This is a genomic window from Planctomycetota bacterium (genome assembly GCA_016235865.1).
Taxonomy (GTDB): Bacteria; Planctomycetota; MHYJ01; order JACQXL01; family JACQXL01; genus JACRIK01.
In genome coordinates, this window is the sequence record JACRIK010000003.1 from 340,067 (window position 1) to 359,385 (window position 19,319).

The 19,319-nt window shown below is 51.3% G+C and carries 16 protein-coding genes; 13 read left to right on the top strand and 3 right to left on the bottom strand.

Annotated elements, in window-relative coordinates; genetic code table 11:
* Positions 1-82: 82 nt before the first annotated feature.
* The gene (gene thpR, locus HZA49_02995; GenBank protein MBI5778405.1) at positions 83-637 is read right to left on the bottom strand and encodes an RNA 2',3'-cyclic phosphodiesterase; all 555 of its coding nucleotides are present in this window, start codon (positions 635-637) and stop codon (positions 83-85) included.
* 11 nt (positions 638-648) lie between these two features.
* On the bottom strand, positions 649-837 hold the full coding sequence (locus tag HZA49_03000; GenBank protein MBI5778406.1) for a CooT family nickel-binding protein: 189 nt from the start codon (positions 835-837) through the stop codon (positions 649-651).
* An 82-nt stretch (positions 838-919) separates the two neighbouring features.
* On the opposite strand from HZA49_03000, the gene HZA49_03005 reads away from it, so the two are divergent.
* Positions 920-1,201 (top strand): twin-arginine translocase TatA/TatE family subunit, encoded by a 282-nt coding sequence (locus tag HZA49_03005; protein ID MBI5778407.1) that lies wholly within the window; start codon positions 920-922, stop codon positions 1,199-1,201.
* A gap of 644 nt (positions 1,202-1,845) precedes the next feature.
* Here the strand turns inward: HZA49_03005 and argS are convergent.
* Complete coding sequence (gene argS / locus HZA49_03010) at positions 1,846-3,579, bottom strand: arginine--tRNA ligase (protein MBI5778408.1); 1,734 nt, start codon at positions 3,577-3,579, stop codon at positions 1,846-1,848.
* A 166-nt stretch (positions 3,580-3,745) separates the two neighbouring features.
* Between argS and HZA49_03015 the strand changes: the two genes are divergently transcribed.
* From HZA49_03015 to HZA49_03070, 12 genes are all read left to right on the top strand, one after another.
* Complete coding sequence (locus tag HZA49_03015; protein MBI5778409.1) at positions 3,746-3,928, top strand: hypothetical protein; 183 nt, start codon at positions 3,746-3,748, stop codon at positions 3,926-3,928.
* 15 nt (positions 3,929-3,943) lie between these two features.
* On the top strand, positions 3,944-4,438 hold the full coding sequence (locus tag HZA49_03020) for a ferritin family protein (GenBank protein MBI5778410.1): 495 nt from the start codon (positions 3,944-3,946) through the stop codon (positions 4,436-4,438).
* A 16-nt stretch (positions 4,439-4,454) separates the two neighbouring features.
* Positions 4,455-7,514 carry a sigma 54-interacting transcriptional regulator gene (locus HZA49_03025; GenBank protein MBI5778411.1) on the top strand — a complete coding sequence of 1,020 codons (3,060 nt, stop codon included), beginning with the start codon at positions 4,455-4,457 and terminating at the stop codon, positions 7,512-7,514.
* An 822-nt stretch (positions 7,515-8,336) separates the two neighbouring features.
* Positions 8,337-8,696: a PilZ domain-containing protein gene (locus tag HZA49_03030; GenBank protein MBI5778412.1), complete on the top strand. Its 360-nt coding sequence runs from the start codon at positions 8,337-8,339 to the stop codon at positions 8,694-8,696.
* Between the two features lie 23 nt (positions 8,697-8,719).
* The gene (locus HZA49_03035; protein MBI5778413.1) at positions 8,720-8,890 is read left to right on the top strand and encodes a hypothetical protein; all 171 of its coding nucleotides are present in this window, start codon (positions 8,720-8,722) and stop codon (positions 8,888-8,890) included.
* A 67-nt stretch (positions 8,891-8,957) separates the two neighbouring features.
* Positions 8,958-11,204 (top strand): diguanylate cyclase, encoded by a 2,247-nt coding sequence (locus HZA49_03040; protein MBI5778414.1) that lies wholly within the window; start codon positions 8,958-8,960, stop codon positions 11,202-11,204.
* 98 nt (positions 11,205-11,302) lie between these two features.
* Entirely contained in the window at positions 11,303-13,108 is a 1,806-nt protein-coding gene (locus HZA49_03045; GenBank protein MBI5778415.1) for a serine/threonine protein kinase, read from the top strand.
* Positions 13,098-15,056: a PAS domain S-box protein gene (locus tag HZA49_03050; GenBank protein ID MBI5778416.1), complete on the top strand. Its 1,959-nt coding sequence runs from the start codon at positions 13,098-13,100 to the stop codon at positions 15,054-15,056. The genes HZA49_03045 and HZA49_03050 overlap by 11 nt, the downstream gene beginning before the upstream one ends.
* A 55-nt stretch (positions 15,057-15,111) precedes the next feature.
* On the top strand, positions 15,112-15,468 hold the full coding sequence (locus HZA49_03055; protein ID MBI5778417.1) for a hypothetical protein: 357 nt from the start codon (positions 15,112-15,114) through the stop codon (positions 15,466-15,468).
* A gap of 86 nt (positions 15,469-15,554) precedes the next feature.
* Positions 15,555-15,863: a hypothetical protein gene (locus HZA49_03060; GenBank protein MBI5778418.1), complete on the top strand. Its 309-nt coding sequence runs from the start codon at positions 15,555-15,557 to the stop codon at positions 15,861-15,863.
* 150 nt (positions 15,864-16,013) lie between these two features.
* Positions 16,014-17,315 carry a hypothetical protein gene (locus HZA49_03065; GenBank protein MBI5778419.1) on the top strand — a complete coding sequence of 434 codons (1,302 nt, stop codon included), beginning with the start codon at positions 16,014-16,016 and terminating at the stop codon, positions 17,313-17,315.
* A gap of 41 nt (positions 17,316-17,356) precedes the next feature.
* Positions 17,357-18,823 carry a TM0106 family RecB-like putative nuclease gene (locus tag HZA49_03070; GenBank protein ID MBI5778420.1) on the top strand — a complete coding sequence of 489 codons (1,467 nt, stop codon included), beginning with the start codon at positions 17,357-17,359 and terminating at the stop codon, positions 18,821-18,823.
* Positions 18,824-19,319 lie beyond the last annotated feature (496 nt).

The window sequence follows — 19,319 nt, forward strand, 5'->3', positions numbered from 1 at the left end:
TCTCTTATGGCGCCATCGGCGCCATTAGATCCCGGCAGTTTTTGCCGGGACTTACTTTAATCTATTTAGGATATATTGTATATTACTTTAAATTAAAATCACGAATATTCGTATAAATTGGCCCGGCTGGCGTCAGGTTGCTCCGAAGCAGCGACACCTTGGTTACCGGCTGCCGGCCGAAATCCTCGACGGCGTATTCATTCATCAGGTTCCTGAATTCATTATTGTATTTCGGTGATTTATTGCGCCCCAGGGTAATATGGGCCGAAAACTTATGGTCATCGGGCTGGAAATCGATATTCAACAGCTCCTGCTCCAGCGCGGTGTACATCTGGTCCAGAGTATTGCCGGCGTCCACGCCCCGGACCCAGACCACCTTGGGATGCCGCTCGACCGGAAATGCGCCGATGCCATTCAAACCCAGTTCAAAGACCGGATAATTCTCGACTATAGAAATAGCTTTAGTCAGTTCAGGCAACTGCTCCTCGGCCACCTCGCCTAAGAACCTCAGGGTCAGATGGATATTATCCGGCTCCACCAATTTTATGTCCGGCTGCGCCTTCTGCAGTTCGGACTGGACCGCCGCGAGTTTTTTCCGCATCGCCTTCTCAAGGGTAATGGCAATAAATAATCGCATCTCAGGCGGCTCTATATTTCTTCCAGGATTATTTTATGGTCCATCAGGCTTATCTCCTTAATCCGGGCATTAACGGACTTCTCTTCGCCCAGGATGCTGGTCAGAAGCAGTTTATTCCCTTGCGGCCTGACCGTGCTGACGGATTCCAGAACCAGTTCCTCCCGGCCGTTCTTGATGAGATAAACATTGGATTCGCACATATCTAAGTCAGTTAAATAAATATCCCTGCCGGGGTCAAGGAAAACATTTGACAAACCTATGGAATGTTGTTAGTATTGTATAATTATGAATATCGGCACGACTGAACTGATGGTCATCCTGGCCCTGGCCCTGTTTTTATACGGCGCGAAATTGCCTGAAATCACCCGGGCCCTGGGCAAGGGCTACCGGGAATTTAAGAATAGTTTTGACGGCATTAAAAACGACCTGACCAGACAGGTGACAGATATCGCCCAGGACACCGGGATTAAAGATATTGATAAAATCTACACCACCCCTGCCGAAACTAAAGAATCAAACGACAAGAAACCGCCTGTCATAGGAAATGATAATCTGGCCGGATAATAAATTACAAACTCTCATCCATACTGGGCTAACTCTTACTCCGACTACTCACCAAAACCGAGGAACCAACATTATACCCCTGATATTAAAGCGATTGAAAAGTACCATTTGTGACAAGAATCTGATAATTTTGTGCAAATTCTTTAAATAGCCATACTTTACCCGGTCGACGCATGCTAAATCGGTGAAAATGTCGTAAAATCCTACATTGGCCGGTCCAAAAACGCTCAGACCCTACTACCCCCCACCCAGGGGGTACTACCCCCTCCCCCCTTGCCATACTGGCGATGAGGGTGTTTTGGCGTCTTAATGGGTGGCTTTTGGCGTCTGAATGGCTGGCTCTTGGCGTCTCAGGGGGTGGCTAAACTACTGGCACTGGGTAGTGAAAAGGCTATGAGCGAGTGGCTAATTATCTATTAATGAGTGGTGAAAGATATATTAAGGGGTGGCTATTGACGTCTTAATGGGTAGCCATTGGCGCCTGAACGGGTGGTTCTTGGCGTCTCAGAGGGTAGGTCAAAGTGCCGAAGCGGGTAGCCGCCACCCGAATAATGGGGTCGGTTTTATTTTAGGGCAATATGATCTATTATCTAATTCCAGGGACATTTCGCCTACTATTCGGCATGTTATTTCCGTAATTATTCCTACATCTTCTCCAGCGGCGTGATGCCCAGCAAAACCAGCCCTTTGTTAAAAACCTCTTTCAGCCGTTGCACCAGGACAATCCGCGCCTGGGTGAGTTCCTTGTTATCGGAAATGACCCGGTGCATTTGATAGAACTTGTTAAACAGCGACGCCAGGGTCAGCAGGTAGTTGCTCAGGATGGACGGCTCGGATTCTTCGGCCGACTGGCGGATAATATCCGGATAATCCTTGAGCGCCTTGACCAGCACGGCCTCCTCAGGGGTGTTTAATAATTCATATTTCGCATTCCGCATTCCGTATTCCGCATTTGTCAGGGCGTATTTCCCCAATATGCTGCTCAATCGGGTGTGGGTATATTGGAGATACGGGCCGGTCTCGCCTTCAAAGGTCAGGACCTGGTCCCAGTCAAAATCCACATCCTTGATGCGCTTATTCTTGAGGTCGTTGAATATGATGGCGCCGATGCCGACCGCCTTAGCCACGCCTTTGGTTTCTTCAGGCGCCACCTTGTCCGCCAGTTCAGCGCTCCGCGCCTGCATCAGCGCCTCCGAGCGCTCTATGGCCTGGCTGAGCACGTCTTCCAATAATATGGCCGTGCCCTTGCGGGTGGACATCTTCTCGCCCTTGAATCGGACCAGGCCGAAATCCACGTGCAGGCAATCCTTGGCCCAGTCATAGCCCATCAGCTCCAGGACCTTGAACACCTGCCGGAAATGGAGCTTCTGGTCCGCGCCGACCACGTAAATCAGCTTATCGAACTTGTAGGTATTATAGCGGTGGATAGCCGCGGCAATGTCCCGGGCCGCGTAGAGCGTAGCACCGTCGCTCTTGCGCAACAAGCAGGGCGGCATCTTATATTTGTCCAGTTTCACCACCAGTGCGCCCTCGCTGATTTCGGTTAAGCCCTTTTTCTCTATCTCGGTAATAGTCTGGGCCAGGTATTTATTGGTATCTGCCTCGCCTGAATACTCATCGAAGGCCACGCCCAGCAGTTCGTAGATGCGTTGAAACTCTTTTATACTTCCTTCTTTAGCGGAAACCCAAAATTTCCTAATAACCGGGTCGTTGCTTTCTAGTCTCTGAAAAATCTTCCGAGCATTTTCTCTTCTGATAGAATCAGGTGATACAGCAGAAATGGAATATTGATTGCTAAAATCAACAGTACTAATTTTTCCCGAGATAATTCTATCAGTAATATTATTGATTTCCTGGTCTGTTACTGGGCCGCCCCCTAACCCATCTAGAACATGCCCGAATTGAGTGCCCCAATCACCCAAATAGTTTATGCCCACACATTTATATCCCAGGGCCGAATAAATCTTATAGATGGCGTTGCCGATAACTGTGGAGCGGAGGTGCCCGATACCAAACGGCTTGGCAATATTGGGCGAGGAATAATCAATCACCACGGTCTGGCCCTGTCCGGATTGCGGAATCTGCAATTCCTCCTTCAGGACCAGCTCAATAACCTTGGCGTTATTGAGGAAGATATTAACATAACCGTAGACCACCGTAACCTTTTCTATTAATCCGCCCGGCTTGATAGCCGCGGCGATTTTCTGGGCCATCTGCTCAGGTGGGGTCTTCTGGTCCTTGGCCAGATGGAAACAGGCCAACGAATAATCGCCCAGTTCCGGCCGGGCGGATTTGCCCAACGAGGCGGCCAGGTATTTGGGCGACAACCCGGCCTGGCTGATTATCCGATTGACTAATTCCTGCTTGATACTACTCATAAAGAAATAGCTTACCACAAAGAACACCAAGGACACAAAGAATTTAACACTAATAAAAATCTGTGTTCGCTTGACGCAGTCGCTCCGCGTTCATCTGTGTTTATCTGTGGTTGCAGTTTTCCTTGACTTTCCCCCTTGCATTTGCTATAAAGCCAATATGTCAAAGATGATTAAATGGAAATGTTCGCAGTGCCAATACCTGCTTGAGGCGGCCAAGCCGCCCGAGACCTGCCCGTCCTGCCAGGCCAAGTGCGCGTTTACCAACGTCACCTGTTACACCCCGGAATGCGGTGGCGAGGACAATATCGACCCGAAACTGTTTGAAAAGGATAAAGAGAATTTATCTTGATTAAGGAGCGCCTAAATGGATTACTTTTTCAATGCCGAGGAGATATTCCACATCGCCGTGATGATAGAAGACAATGGCGAGAAGTTCTATAACCACGTCAGCGCCACCACCCCGGACGCCAAGACCAAAAGCATCTGCGCCAAGCTGGCCGGACAGGAGCATAACCACCGGCTGCTCTTTGAGAAACTGCTGGCCGACGTGGTCAACAAAAAAGGCCCGATGTATAACCTGGCTGATATTCCCCAGGACGACCTGTCCTATCTCAAGGCCGTGTCCGACTCCAACGTCTTTACCAAGACGCTCAACATAAAGGATGTATCCGGCAAAATAAAGAACGCCAAGGACGCCGTAATAATCGCCCTGGATTTCGAGAAGGACTCCATCCTGTTCTTCATCCAGATGAAGAAATTCACCCGGCCGGAATGGGGCCAGGCGGAAATCAACAAACTCATCGAGCAGGAACAGGAACACATCGTCACCTTGACTGCCTTATTAAAAGAATTATCTTAAGACCATTTAATATTAAATGGAAAACAAGAAGTTTGAAGACGGACTGTTGAGAGATAGCGGACTCAAACTCATTGGCAAAGCCCCCTGGGGCACCCATTTCTGCCAGTTCTACCAGACCAAACAAGACCTGATAAACATCCTGGTCCCCTATTTCAAGGCCGGGCTAAAGAACAACGAGTTCTGTATGTGGATAACCTCGGAGCCGCTCGGGGCTGCTGAGGCCAAAAGCGCCCTGGCCAAAGAGGTCAAGGACCTGGATGACTACATCAAAAAAGGCCATATAGAAATCCTGGATTACCGGCAGTGGTACACCAAATCCGGCAGGTTTAATGAAGACGCAGTTTTGGCCGGTTGGGCTGCCAAAGAGGAAAAGGCGTTAAAAAAGGGATTTGCCGGCCTGCGCCTGAGCGGCAACACCTTCTGGCTGGAGAAAAAAGACTGGAAGGCGTTCACCGATTACGAAGAAGCCGTCAACAACGTCATCGGACAGCACCGGATGATGGCCATCTGCACCTATTCGCTGGACAGATGCAACGCCCTGGAAATCATTGACGTCATCTCCAATCATCAGTTCGCCCTGATTAACCGGTCCGGCAAATGGGAGGTCATTGAAAGTTCGGATTACCGTCAGGCCAAGGAGGCGCTTAAGGAAAGCGAGGCCAAATACCGCTCAATCATAGAAACCGCCAATGAGGGCATCTGGATTGCCGACGCGCAGACGAGGACAATTTATATCAACAGAAAAATGTCCAATATGCTGGGCTACAGCCCAGAGGAAATGATAGGGAAATCATATTTCAATTTCATGGCCAAAGAAGGCAAGGCAATGGCCAGGGGCAAGATGAAACAGCGCCGCCGGGGCGTCAGAGAAATCTATGAAAACAAGTATCTTCACAAGGACGGCTCGCCCCGATGGATGCTGATAAGCGTTTCCCCGGTTACCGACGACAAGGGCAATTTTGCCGGCTCTATGGCCATGTTCACGGACATCACCGAACGCAAGAAAACCGAGAAAGAGCTGGCCTACCTCTCCAAATTTCCGTCCGAAAATCCCAATCCGATAATGAGGATTGCGCCAAACGGCATTCTTTTATATTGCAACAAGGCCGGCGCTTCTTTGACCAAACATTGGAAATGGGAAATGAATAAAGCCATATCAGCCGAGTGGCGCAAGTTAGTTGCCGATGCATTCAAGTCCGGCGCACGCAAAGATATTGAAATGGAAGCCGACAGACGCTTCTTTGTTTTTACCTTGGCGCCCATTGCGGCCGAGGACTATGTCAACGTCTATGGCCGCGATATCACCGAACGCAAGCAGGCCGAGGAAACGCTCAGGGAACGGGAAAAATGGCTCAGCAAGACCCAGGAAATCGCCCATCTAGGCACCTGGGAGCTTGACCTGGTAAATAACCGCCTCTATTGGTCCGACGAGGTATATCGCATCTTCGGCCTGAAACCCCAGGAATTTACGGCCACCTACGAGGCATTCCTGGAACGGGTGCATCCGGACGACCGGGCCGCGGTTAATAACGCCTACACCGAATCCCTGCGCCAGGGCAAAAACGCCTACGAAATAGAACACCGGATTGTCCGTAAGGCTACCGGGAAAATCCGCATTGTCCATGAAAAATGCGAGCATATCCGCGATGAAAACAACAAGGTTATCTATTCAATCGGGATGGTCCACGACATCACCGAGCGCAGGCAAGCGGATGAAGCCGTCAAGAAATCTGAGCAGAAACTCAAGGCCATATTTAATTCCATGCCCTGCGTGGTGATGATAATGGACGAGGAACGTCGGGTCATGGCTATCAACAATGCCTCCCAGCAAATCCTCGGCATCCCGTCTGATAAAATATTCAACCAGCGCTGGGGCGATGCCCTAAAGTGTATCCACGCCTCGGAAACGCCGCAGGGCTGTGGATTTTCCGCAAGTTGCAGCAACTGCCAAGTCAGGAATACGGCCCTGACGGCCCTGTCCGGCAACAGCATACAGAAGGTCAAGGCGGATTTTGAATTTCTGGTGAACGGTGAAATCCAAAAGCGGCTGCTGGCCATCAACGCCGCGCCCATAGAATACGAACAGAAGAAAATGGCCGTAATTATCGTGGAGGATATAACCGAACTGGCCTATCTGCGCCAGCGGCTCAAGATAGAGCATTCCTTTGCCGGCATCGTGGGCAAGGATGAAAAGATGCTGGAATTATACGACTCCATCAGGGAATTGGCCGACTCCAGCGCCCCGGTCCTGGTTCAGGGCGAGAGCGGTACCGGCAAGGAACTGGTCGCTTCGGCTATCCACAATGAAGGCCCGCGCCGGAATAAACAATTCGTGCCGGTTAATTGCGGCGCCCTGCCGGACGGCCTGCTGGAAAGCGAATTGTTCGGCCATTGCCGGGGCGCGTTTACCGGCGCCATCCGCGACAAAAAAGGACGGTTTGAACTGGCCCACGGCGGTACGATTTTCTTGGACGAGGTGGGCGACCTGAGCCCGGCCATGCAGGTCAAATTGCTTCGGGTCCTCCAGGACGGCTCGTTTGAGCCGGTCGGCTCTGAAAAGACCATGAAGGTCGATGTCCGGATCATCAGCGCCACCAACAAAAACCTGCACAAGGAAATCAAGGCCGGACGCTTCCGGGAAGACCTGTTCTATCGGCTGTGCGTGGTACCCCTGACCATGCCGCCCCTCAGGGAAAAAATCAACGACATCCCGCTTCTGGCCAAGACCTTCCTGGAATGGTCGGCCAAAGAATACCAAAAGGAAAAGGTATCGCTATCTCCGGAGGCGTTGGATATCCTGATGGGATATTATTGGCCCGGTAATGTCCGGGAATTGCAGAACGCCCTGCAATTCGCAATGGTTAAATGCCGGGGCAAGGTGATTAAGCCAGAGAACCTTCCGGCCAGCATATCTCCATTTAATAAACGCCCGCTCCTGCGCAGGCAGCGAAAAGGCAAGCTTGACTCACGGTCTGTGGAAGAGGCCCTGAAAAAAACCGCGGGCAACAAACTGGAGGCCGCCAAACTCTTGGGCGTGGGCCGGGCCACCATCCACCGGTTCCTGGCTGAGAAATAGGGCCGCCAACCCCGTCACATTGCCTGGCTTAGTTTTTGCTTAGACCGCATAGGAATATCCCTTATAGCCTGACTGTATGTCTTTCCTATATAAACTGCATTTCTTACGTTGCTAAACCGTATTACTTACGCTGCCAAACTGCATTTCCTCCGTTATTAAACTGCATTACTTTTCCGGACGAACTGTATTTCTTCCGTAGGCAGACAGTATGCCTTCTATATAGAAACATAGTTTCCCCTATAACGAGGGGGAGTGTCCCCCACCCCTCCCCCAGTGGGGTGTCAGCAACCTGCATGTTACAGGCGTGGTTACAGCATGGTTATATTTGTCTCAATTATCGCATCGTCTCATTTATTCTAAATGATACATATACCGGCCAATACCAACTGGTAACTCTTAGCATAACATCATATACTACACAATAATATGTAAAATAACCCCTGTTATTAACGATCCCGGTTAACGGCTGAACCGTACACGATGTCTCATTTATCTGCGCCTTTATAAGACACTAAAAACCTGTCATTTATTTATCGCATTTCCCTAACCTGTTACCTGACAAACGATTACAAATGTATTTTAAACATTATCCGTCAAAAGGCGGTTCTGGCACAGGAATTGCTCTTATTACTTTAATGAATGTCATCACCAATGGACAATATTAAGTATGGGATGACTGTAAGGGAATAGCGGCCATAATTATCCCTCCTTTAAACGCCGCTATTCCCGGTTTTTAATAATATTGTAAGATGCCGAAGAATAAAAATGCCTGGTACTGATAGTAATCATAGGGACCATTCGCGTTACCGTATCAATAACACAATGGTCCAATATAAACCGGTCCATTTTTTGGGGTTGTTTGGCAAGACCTCCAAAAAGCATCTGATACTGGATATCTCGCGAGATGGGATGCAGTTTGTCACGCGGGAGGGATTTAAGAAAGAGGCGCTGCTCTCCCTGGATATCTCGGCGCCGGACCTGGATAACGGGATAATCCACGCCCAAGGCCGGGTGGCCTGGGTCAGAAAGGCGCCGGACCTGGAGGCCTATGGCGTGGGCGTTAAATTCGACCCGATGGAACAGACGGAACAGGATAAACTGAAATCGCTGATTGACACCAATAACCTGAATAAGACCAAGATTTCCGACAGCGTGCATCTTAAAATAAACGGTAAATTATGATAACCACCTGAAAGGAGAGGGATATGCAAGATTCAAAGGTTCAGATAAGCCCGGACACCTGGGTATATATAGATGAGGACCGGGCCAAGCTAATCGTTGAAATAGACCTGCCCCGGGACAGCTCGGCCGGGCCGGCATCCGAGGAACAGATGAGAATACCGGAGTTTCTTCGGCTAAGAAATAACGCCTATTAAACAGGAGGCGAACTTGTTTCCGAAATCAATCATTCGAATTATTAATGCCAACGGGCGTATTTACTTAATGCCATCTCTGGTTCTCATCATTGGCATCGGATTAACGCTGTTCTTTTTCTTCTGGCTGCGGTCCGTGGAACTCCGGCAATTACAGGACGACCTTAATATCACCTCGCGAGACCGAATACAAGACGTAATTGAGCATATGGAACAACGCAAGTCAAAGCTATTTAACTTCGCCAATGCCTTTTATTACGCCCACAGCGATAATATATTAAAGGGCAATGTCGAGGGGTTTTCGCAAACGGCCAACCTGTTCTTAACCAGCCATTCGGACATTAAAAAGATAATGCTGATACCCCGGGTAGGCGATGCCCAGCGCGCCAGGTTCGAATCCTCGCTGCGCAGCCGGGATAATTCTCCGCTCCAGATTACCGAAGAAAACAACAAGGGAATGTTAACCCGCGCCGGCCCCCGCCCGGAATATTTCCCGGTCCATTCGGTGGAACCCCTGGGAGAAAATTACGACTACGTCGGTTTCGATCTATCTTCTCAACCAACCTATAGGGAAACCATAGACCGGGTCTGTAAAACCGGCGATATCCTCTGCACAGACCGCATTCCGCTGGCCTTCGGCTCCAAAGACCGGTTCGGGGTGGCGCTCTTTATCGCAGTTTACCGGGGCAATGCCTTCTCCGCTGAAGAGCGGACCAAAAACCTCTTCGGTCTGGTGGGCATGGTTATTGACATCGGCCGAACGGTGGAAATATCATTTGATAAATTTAAGGATGAAGGAATCGACCTGTACCTTTATGATTCCTCAGATGATGATAACAAACATCTGCTTTACTATAATCGTTCGCTTGCGCCCTTCGGCGTTCAGCGTCATGCCTCGCTTAGTTCGGCCGGCGACAGAATAACCAACCCACCGGAAGTAGGTCATTCCGTATTGCACTTCCGGCAGGAATTCTCCGTTGCCGGGCGCCAATGGACAGTGCTGGCCGTTCCCACGCCGGGTTTTCTGGCCACGCGCCGGAACCGTCTGCCCTGGAGCATATTGGTTATGGGGCTACTGGCCACCGGACTGGTAAGTTTCTATTTTATCACCGGTTCCCGGCGCACGGCACAAATTACCCAACTGGTAGCCCGGCGCACCTCGGAACTGTCCGCTGAAATCACCGAGCGCACTAAGGCCGAGGCCACGATTAAGGACGCCAACCTCCAACTGACCCACTGGGCGGCTAAACTGGACCGCTATAACCGCCAGGTCACCCTGTTAAGCGAGATGAGCGAACAACTCCACCTGTGCCTGACCAGCGAAGAGGCCTATCGCGTCATAAAACAGTTCGTAAAGAAATTATTCCCGGACGAATCCGGCGCGCTTTATATCATCAACGCCTCCAAGAATTTCCTGGAAGCCGTGGTGACCTGGGGCGACCTGGCGATTGAACCCGTGGTCTCACCGGACGACTGCTGGGCGCTCAGGCGCGGGCAGATCAACCTGGTCAATGCCTCCCACTCCGGCGTATTGTGCCGCCATTTTGCCAAGCCAGCTGCATTCAGTTACTATATGTGCCTACCGATGATGGCCCAGGGCGAAACCATCGGCATCCTGAATATCCGCCACCTTAAAACCACCAGTGATGACAGTCAGACCCGTTATTTCGAAGCCCAGAAGCAACTGGCCACTACTGTCGTGGAACACATTTCATCGGCCCTGGCTAATCTAAGCTTGCGCAAGAAACTCCGCGAGCAATCCATCCGGGATCCGCTGACCGAACTGTTTAACCGCCGTTATATGGAGGAATCCCTGGAGCGCGAACTGCATCGGGCCAAACGCAACAATTTGCCCATCGGCATTATTATGTTCGATATCGACAACTTCAAGGTATTCAACGACACGGCCGGCCACGATGCCGGTGACAAGGTTCTTCAGGCCCTGGCCGGTCTGATGAAGGCGCAAATCCGCGAGGAAGACATCGCCTGCCGGTTCGGCGGCGAGGAATTCATCCTCATCCTGCCGGATATGCCGCTGGATAAGGTCAAGGAGCGGGCTGAGAATCTGCGCAGCAAAGCCCAGACGCTTACCCTGAGCCATAAGGATAAGCCGCTCGGCCCGATTACCATTTCGCTGGGCGTGTCGGTTTTCCCTTTGCACGGCGCTACGGCCGAGACCCTTATCAAGTCCGCGGACCAGGCCATGTATCGCTCCAAGGAGTCCGGCAAAAACCGGGTGATGATCAGCGATGTTACGGAACCGCCCAAAGACGGCGGCCAGATATTGAAACCGGAAAAAATCGGGAAACACCTGTGAACCCCGTTAGAATCGTCCGGAGTAGGCGAAACGGATTTCTATGGGCGTTTAATCCATCAGTTAACGCTGATCTAACAAGGCAAGGAGATGTTGTTGATATGGATACTATAAAAAAAGAGTTAATCGGCGGTGATTTTGAACTGGACCGGCAGAAACTCATCGGCACCGGCTCATGGGGCAATGTCTATCTCGGTTTCCAACGTTCCCTCAGCCGGCCGGTGGCTATTAAGATACTAAAAAAAGAACTGGTCCAGGAGGAAAATTTCGTCAAGTATTTTCAGCGCGAGGCCAGCACCATGGCTAAAGTCGTGGATGAACATATCGTCCAGGTCTATTTCGCCGGTGAGTATGACGGCTCGTATTTCTTTATTATGGAATATGTCCCGGGCAAACCACTGTCCAGATTCCTCGAACGCGGCCGGAAATTCACCGTGCCGGAAACCATCTATGTAGCTAAGGCCGTAGCCCATGCATTGAAAGCCGCCTGGGAATCGCCGGCTAAAATAGTCCACCGCGACATCAAACCCTCCAATATCATGGTTTCTTACACCAGCACTATTATCAACCCCCTGATCCAGGAACACCAGCCGCCGGAAAACCTGGCCTTTCTGGATTTGAACATTATGGAAAGCAAAATCAAGGTCATGGATTTCGGACTGGCCCGGATCAGCAAGGGAATTCTGGAATCGACCATGAATGGCCGGATTATCGGCACTCCTAAATATATCTCGCCCGAACAAGGAGTGGGCAATCCGGCTGATATTCGCTCGGATATCTATTCGCTGGGCATTGTTATATATGAAACTGCGGCCGGACGGATTCCCTTTGAAGAAGATTCGGCCATAGACCTAATTAAAAGCCATATCCATACCGAGCCGCCGGCTCCCAGTTTATTTAACAACCGCATTTCCGGAAATTTAGAGGCAGTCATACTCAAATGCATCCAGAAAAACCCGATGGATCGTTATCAGAACCCCAATGAATTATTGGCCGCCTTAAAAGCCGTGCAACAGGCAAATGACCCACAGAGTTATCCGGTGGTCGACCCGCCGGGCCGCCGGGCAACCGACCCGCAGGGTCAGGATGTTCGGCTAACCCTGCCGCCGCCCCCGGTCGAGGCGCCGGTGAATGACTTACAAGACTACCTAGTAGGCGGTTCCGCATCAACCAGGCCGCAGGAAACCGGCGATAAATACCCAACCATTATACGGATTATTCAGGAATCTAAAATAAAATACTGGGCTGTTGCGATTGCCCTGCTATTGGTTATCGTTATCGGCATCATCGCCTCTTTCACCCTAAACAACAAGGTTAACCTATTTACCGTATCGCCGGATTCGTCAGTCCCAAATGTCAAATTTGACGCCCTACTCAGCCAGGCCCGACTGGCCATTAAACTCAAAGAATTTGACCGGGCCAAGGAATTAATGATGCAGGCCGCAGGCCAGAATCTTGATTCCGGTGAACTGAAAAAACTCATCCAGGAATACAACACCGCCCAGCCCTGTCCGGTTCAGGAAAACCTGATTCCAACCATCAGGGGTATGCTTAAACACGCCCAGATGGAAATAGCGGACAATAATTTTGACAAGGCGCGCTTTATCTTATCCGAAGCCTATTTCCTGGACCCGTGCTCACCGGAAATAGACGTGGTCTTCCACGAGATGGAGGCGAAAAAGAAATTGCTCCAGACCCCGTCCGTTAACTCCGCTGCCAACCAGAAAATCGAGGCCTTACTCCAGGAAGGGCTGGCCTTTCTCCGGCAGAAAAATGTCGCGGACGCCGAACGCAAACTCATCGAAGCCCGTTACCTGGCCCTGCAAAACCCCGGCAACCTCAAGGAATTAGGGGACGCCATAAACAATCTCCTGGAAAATATCAAGAAAGAATCAAGTGGCAAATAAAAACACTAAAACCAACGGCGCGCCGAACTCCGCAGAGACCGGGAGTACCCACCGGAACGGACCGAACTCCGCTCCGATGCCCTACGGGTTCGGAGCGCCCCGAACGAAGCATCGGGACGCAGAGACCGCGCCAGCGAACTACAAACTCCCGCTCAGGATTCTTGTCACCACCGTCGTATTAATATTTGCCGTCGAGATGGAGGTGATGGTCCTTATCGACTCCCTGCAGCTGTCCAAGACAGACCGGATAATCATAGATTCGCTTTTGTTAGTCGCCATTCTCGCTCCTATTCTCTACATCCTGGTATTCCGCCCGGTCAACAAAATCGTCAAGCAATGCCGGCAGTCCGAGGAGGAATATCATACCATCCTGCGCACTACATTGGACGGTTTTTGGATTACCGATATGCAGGGCCATTTCCGGGATGTCAACGACGCCTATTGCCAAATGCTCGAATACAGCCGCGCCGAATTGCTCCGGATGCACATCTCGGATGTGGAGGCCTATGAATCGCCGGCCGAAATATTCGGCCGCATCCAAACCCTGATGGAACACGGCTCGGGACGTTTTGAGGTCCACCACCGGGCTAAATCCGGCCGCATCCTCACCCTGGACCTGTCCATTAATTACCTCAGGGAACAGGGCCGGCTCTTCGTCTTCGGGCACGATATCACCAGGCGCAAGCAGACCGAGCAGGAACTCAGCGACGCCTATGACAAACTCAATAATTCGGTGAAAGTCCTGGGCCGGCACAACAGCGAAATAACCCTGCTGGCCGAGATGAATACCATGCTCCAGGCGTCCTTCACTATTGACGAAGCGCATCAGATTATCGGCCAGTATCTACCCCGCCTGTATCCGGCCGACTCCGGCGCGCTTTATGTTTTCAATTCATCGCGTAATTTAGCCGAGACCGTGGTCAGCTGGGGCAAAGCTGTGCCGGAAGAGCCGAACTTTACACCGGAGGAATGCTGGGCGGTCCGGTTAGGCAAACCCTATCTCAGCAAAAACACGCCGGACGCCAAGCCGGGCTGCGGCCACGCCAAAAACATATCCGGCATATTATTCTGCGTGCCGATGATATCACAGAATGAGGTCTCGGGCGTATTGGCTTTGGTCTTCAGCCCGGCCGAGGCCGGCACGGATGAAAACATCCGTCTGGAACAGAAAAAGCATATGGCCGTTAATATTGCCGGCCACGTCGGCCCGGCCGGCCAGAACAAGCCGAGCACGCTGTTGATATGCCGCAACAACTTCGCCCGTTCCTTTGCCTGGCAGAACGGGAATCAGCTGGAGATTATCGACCAGTACAACGGCAAATCCGCCGAATCGAATATCCAGTCGGCCGCCGTTCTTGACCTGGACGGCGACGCGGTTCCTGAAATCGTGCTTTACGACAGCCAGGCCAAGCAGCTGTCCATACTCAAGAGAAACGGCGGCGGCGTTTATGAGATAGCGGAAAACGCGGACGTGGGCTATTTCAACCTCAGGGAAATATTCATCCGGGACATGAATAATGACGGCGCGAAAGACCTGATCCTTTTCGGCCAGGAGCGGTTTGGAATTCTTTATGCCGGGGTTGCCGACCAGCAGTTCGAGCCGCTGGCCGGATACAGCACGGCCATCAAGAAGGGTGTCTATACCCGATACGCGGTGGGTGACGTCAATTCGGACGGCGTAAAAGACATCGTGGTAATCGAGGCCAAGCGGCACAATCTGGAAATCCTTTCCATAAACAATAAAAACGAGCTCAGGCAGGAACTAACCTGGCCGATATTCGAGGACCCTGAAACCAACCTGCTGGATGAAGAGATGGATGACTACCGCTGGCGCAACCTGCCCACCACCGAGCCGCGCGAGATAAAAATAGCGGACATCAACAACGATGGGAAAAGCGACATCCTGCTCCTGGCGCACCGCAACCTCATCATTTATTTGCAGGAGTAGCCGGGGCAAAAACGCGGGATTAAATCCGCGGGCCGGGGCAGATTATCCGGAAAGAATGAGTGACATGAAAATATTATATCCGGCCCTGCTGGTCGCCGGGCTGGCGCTCAACGCCTGCTCTTCCGGGCCCCAAATCTCTCCGGAGGACGCCCGGATGTATGAACTCGGATTCCAGAAATTACAGGATGAATGGGCGGCTCCGGAGGAAATAAACGGGTTTATCCTTGATGAAAAAGGAGTGCCGGCTGATTTCGCCTCCCAAGCCGCGCCGATCGGCTTATGCATGACCGCGGCAATCAAATACGATGCCGCGCCCGAGGATATCGAGAAAATCAAGAAAGGATTTACGCGCTTTTCAGAGCTGATCTGGCATAATACCTGGGGCAATATGCGCGTAAAAAAGCGGTTCTGAATAATAACGCCGATAAGGGCTACATATCCCTGGAAAAGCTGGGCCGGGAACAGGGTGGGCACGCCTATTTCGGAGGCCTGATTACGGTGGGCGTAAACCTGCTGGACATCGGCGGCAGGCCGGATATCGGCGTGCGCGTCTTCGGGGCCGGAATCCTGCACGAATTCAACCACTCCATGTTCCACCTGCCGGATGAGTATCCTTATAAGAGCCGGTCGGACAAGCCCCTGAAAAAATGCGTCATGGACCCGCGCAGCCGGGTGACATCGCTCTGCGCCGACTGCGAGAATCTAATTCTGAAGCGTTTTGCCGCCTTTAAATTCCCCGCTGAAAACGAAAGGGCCGGCTGGGCCGACGCGCATCCGGCGCCCGAAATATGTTTCGTCATCAAATAAAGCCAAGCCTGACGTAATTCCCGGTCCGGCCGCGGCGGCGCCATGAAAATAATAAAAGGGCAGATAAGATTAAGTTTTCAGGTTACGCGCCGTGATGAAATAGTTGTTTTCGCCGAGGGAAATGATAGGATGGCAATAAAAGGATGTTATATGAAAACCTTATCGGCCGGCGTATTGCTTGCGGCGTTGTTCCTGGCCGCCGGTTGTTCAGCGCCTAACGCCTACAAGCCAAAGGCGAATTATGAAAGTTACGGATACACCGGCGCAATCGGCCAGGGGATGCCCAACACCAATATCGGTTACGCCCTGTTCGCCGGGAACAAGGAAATCACTCCTGAACTGCTCAAAAGCCACTGTCTCAGGCAGGCCGCTGAATTATCCGCCGCCCGGGGCTATGATTATTTCCAGATAATTAAGACCGATTACTATACGGGCAAGGTCCGCGAGGAAAAGTCGCGCTATGCGGGCAAGGGCGAAGACAGCATCAGCAAGTACGAGCGTTATTTGGTGTGGGAGGAAAAAGTGGACGCCAAGTGCCTGCGTCTGGATTTCCGGGCCTTGCGCGGTCCGTTGCCCCGGCTTGACGCCCAGGCCCATCCGCCTGAAACATACTCCGTTTCCCAAATACTCAGGCCCGGGTCCGGCGCGCCCGGCAACGGGAACCCAGCGCCTGAATCAGCCCCGGCCAAATGCGCCAGGTGCAGGCAAGTCAACCTCCGGCCCGTTAATCCCGAACACTGCGATGCCTGCGGGAAATACCTGTTCAGTACCCTGATTTGCCCCTTCTGCGCCGAAGAAGCCGGTCCGGTCCACCAGGGCAAAAATAAGTGCCTGCGTTGCGCCAGGGAATTCCGCTTTTCCGCCTGCACGGACTGCGGTATGGAGCATAGTCTGAAGGAATTCAAATCCTTTAAATGCTCATTCTGCGGGGCGCTTTCAGAACCCGGCGTGGAATCAGGCCCGGACAGCTTCAACTGTCCGCATTGCCGCAAGCGTCTGGATTGGCCCGCCGAATTGAGCGGGGAATACGCCTGCGCGAAATGCCAGAAAGCCATTACCATTCACGCGTGCCCGGATTGCGGCGCGGCTCACGCGCTTGATATTCCGAAACCTTATACCTGCTGGGTTTGCGGCAAATGGGTTAAACTTAATGCGCTGGAAGAGGAAAAACCCGCCTGTCCGCATTGTTCCGCAAGCCAAGCCTGGCCCGAGGGCCCGGTTTCAGTCGGCCGATGCCTGAGCTCCGGGAAAAAAGTATATCTGGCGCATTGCCTTCGGTGCGAAAAATGGCTGGCCTTGGACGGGCCGGGAGATTTCTTCTGCCGGCGATGTGGAACCTGGACCGGGATTTACTGGTGCGGCAATTGCAAAGAATTCCAAAGGGGCGACCCAAACAGCCCGCCCGATAAATGCCCACGCTGCCTGAAAGATATGGTAAGGGATAAAAAGTAGCTGAGAATAGCGCCGGCCAAACGCCTTAATGCCGATTAAAGATGACAAGACCCAAGAAAATCACCGCCCAGGATGTTTATAACTACACCAAATGCCGGTATCGGGTTTATCTTGATTCCAACGGGGACCGGAAGGAAAAAGGCGAGGCCGGGCCGTTCGTAAAGTTATTATGGGAGAATGGGCTCCTGAAGGAAAAAGAATACATCTTGACATTGAGCAAGGAGAGGGTTGAAGACCTCAGCATGTACCTTCCGGATGCGGCATTTGAGAAAACCATTGAAAGCATGAAGGCCGGCCGTGAATTGATATACCAGGGATGCCTTCAGGTGGACACTTTCCTGGGGCGGCCGGACCTCCTTCTCAAGCATGCAGACGGCTCGTCCAAATTCGGCGCTTATTACTACGAGCCGATCGATATCAAGGCCGGTAGGGGATGGGAGGAAAAAGACGGAGCGCGGATTAAATTCAAGGAGCATTACGCCTTTCAACTGATGTTTTACCGAATGGTGCTTAAAACAATCCAGGGATGCCTTCCCGAAGAAGCGCGGATTATCAATGTTAATAAAGAACCGGAAAGTTTCAACCCCGGGGAGTTTGAGCTTGGCTTTGAAACGGCCTTGGCCGAGGTTACAGACCTGGTCCAGGGCCGCAAAACCTCCGAGCCGGCGCTGGGAGGCGGATGCGCCCAGTGCGAATGGCACGGACATTGCCATAAATGGGCCAGGGAAAACAACGACCCGACTCTAATATTTTATGTAGGCAGGCAGGCAAAGCTTAAACTAAAGGAAGCCGGCCTGCGTACGGTTAATGATATTGCCGGCATGGACATAACAAAATATCTTAAGGGAAAATATAAGATACCGGGGGTGGGCGAAACGACATTGTCCAAAATGCAGAAGCGCGCCTGCGTGATACTGTCAGGCCGGCCCGAAATCAGAGCCGGATATTCATTCCCGGACGCCGGGAACGAAATATATTTTGACATCGAGGACGACCCTACGCGGGGAATCACTTACCTATTCGGGCTGCTGATTAAAAAGGGCGGCAGGGAGGATTACCGTTGTTTCCTGGCCAAAAAACCAGAAGATGAGGAAAAGGCCGTCATAACATTCTGGGACTTTATCCGGAAGACGGACGACGCGGTTTATTACGTCTATTCCGCCAAGGAGCGTTCCACCTTAAAGCACCTGATGGAAAGGTATAACCTTGATGGGGAAATTTTCAATAAGTATGTCGGTTCGGAGTTTGACCTTTATAGCGACCTGGTTTTCAGATATTCCGACTGGCCTGTTTATTCCTACGGTTTAAAGCACATCGCGGCACAGATAGGGTTCAAATGGCGCGATCCCGACCCGTCCGGCGCCAACTCTATCGTTTGGTATAATGATTACCTGGCAAATCCAGGGGATGAGGGTAAAATCCAGAGAATTATTGATTATAATGAAGACGACTGCCGGGCTATGGTCGTGCTGACGGATTACTTCAGGAAGGCGCAACACCAAAGGTAGCTCCAGTTCATATTTAATTATCCACTCGTACAATTCGTGTTATTCTTTCCATAGACGGGCAGGCGGTAGATCTGATAATTTAATCACTCTGTTTTCCGCCGGGAGTCTGCGGGGTGCCGCTGGGCAAGAGCCGACACGTTGCTGTGATTCTGCCGACTCTAATGTCTCATTTTTTATACTGTCTCATTTACAATAAATGATACATGAGGCTGATGATTAACACTGATTTAAATTGTTATAACACAATATGTATCAAGATAATAAACAACGCTGACCTGATTATTGGTCATCGATGCTTGTATTTAAGGTAAGAATAATGTATCATTTATCCCTTTATCACTAAGACATCCAGAAAAGATTCTATACCCATGCTGTTTCCTTAACTGATTATCCGGCAAGCGATTAAAAATGTATCTGAAGGTATTGCCGGGGCAAGGGTAATTCTGGCACGGTAATTGCATATAAGTAATTAGAGGAAATTACTAACTTTATGAAC

What these genes read in the sequence shown, in the direction of transcription:
- thpR (MBI5778405.1), bottom strand. Translation starts at nt 637, where the DNA reads ATGCGATTATTTATTGCCATTACCCTTGAGAAGGCGATGCGGAAAAAA.
- HZA49_03000 (MBI5778406.1), bottom strand. Translation starts at nt 837, where the DNA reads ATGTGCGAATCCAATGTTTATCTCATCAAGAACGGCCGGGAGGAACTG.
- argS (MBI5778408.1), bottom strand. Translation starts at nt 3,579, where the DNA reads ATGAGTAGTATCAAGCAGGAATTAGTCAATCGGATAATCAGCCAGGCC.
- HZA49_03015 (MBI5778409.1), top strand. Translation starts at nt 3,746, where the DNA reads ATGATTAAATGGAAATGTTCGCAGTGCCAATACCTGCTTGAGGCGGCC.
- HZA49_03020 (MBI5778410.1), top strand. Translation starts at nt 3,944, where the DNA reads ATGGATTACTTTTTCAATGCCGAGGAGATATTCCACATCGCCGTGATG.
- HZA49_03025 (MBI5778411.1), top strand. Translation starts at nt 4,455, where the DNA reads ATGGAAAACAAGAAGTTTGAAGACGGACTGTTGAGAGATAGCGGACTC.
- HZA49_03030 (MBI5778412.1), top strand. Translation starts at nt 8,337, where the DNA reads ATGGTCCAATATAAACCGGTCCATTTTTTGGGGTTGTTTGGCAAGACC.
- HZA49_03035 (MBI5778413.1), top strand. Translation starts at nt 8,720, where the DNA reads ATGCAAGATTCAAAGGTTCAGATAAGCCCGGACACCTGGGTATATATA.
- HZA49_03040 (MBI5778414.1), top strand. Translation starts at nt 8,958, where the DNA reads ATGCCATCTCTGGTTCTCATCATTGGCATCGGATTAACGCTGTTCTTT.
- HZA49_03045 (MBI5778415.1), top strand. Translation starts at nt 11,303, where the DNA reads ATGGATACTATAAAAAAAGAGTTAATCGGCGGTGATTTTGAACTGGAC.
- HZA49_03055 (MBI5778417.1), top strand. Translation starts at nt 15,112, where the DNA reads ATGAGTGACATGAAAATATTATATCCGGCCCTGCTGGTCGCCGGGCTG.
- HZA49_03065 (MBI5778419.1), top strand. Translation starts at nt 16,014, where the DNA reads ATGAAAACCTTATCGGCCGGCGTATTGCTTGCGGCGTTGTTCCTGGCC.
- HZA49_03070 (MBI5778420.1), top strand. Translation starts at nt 17,357, where the DNA reads ATGACAAGACCCAAGAAAATCACCGCCCAGGATGTTTATAACTACACC.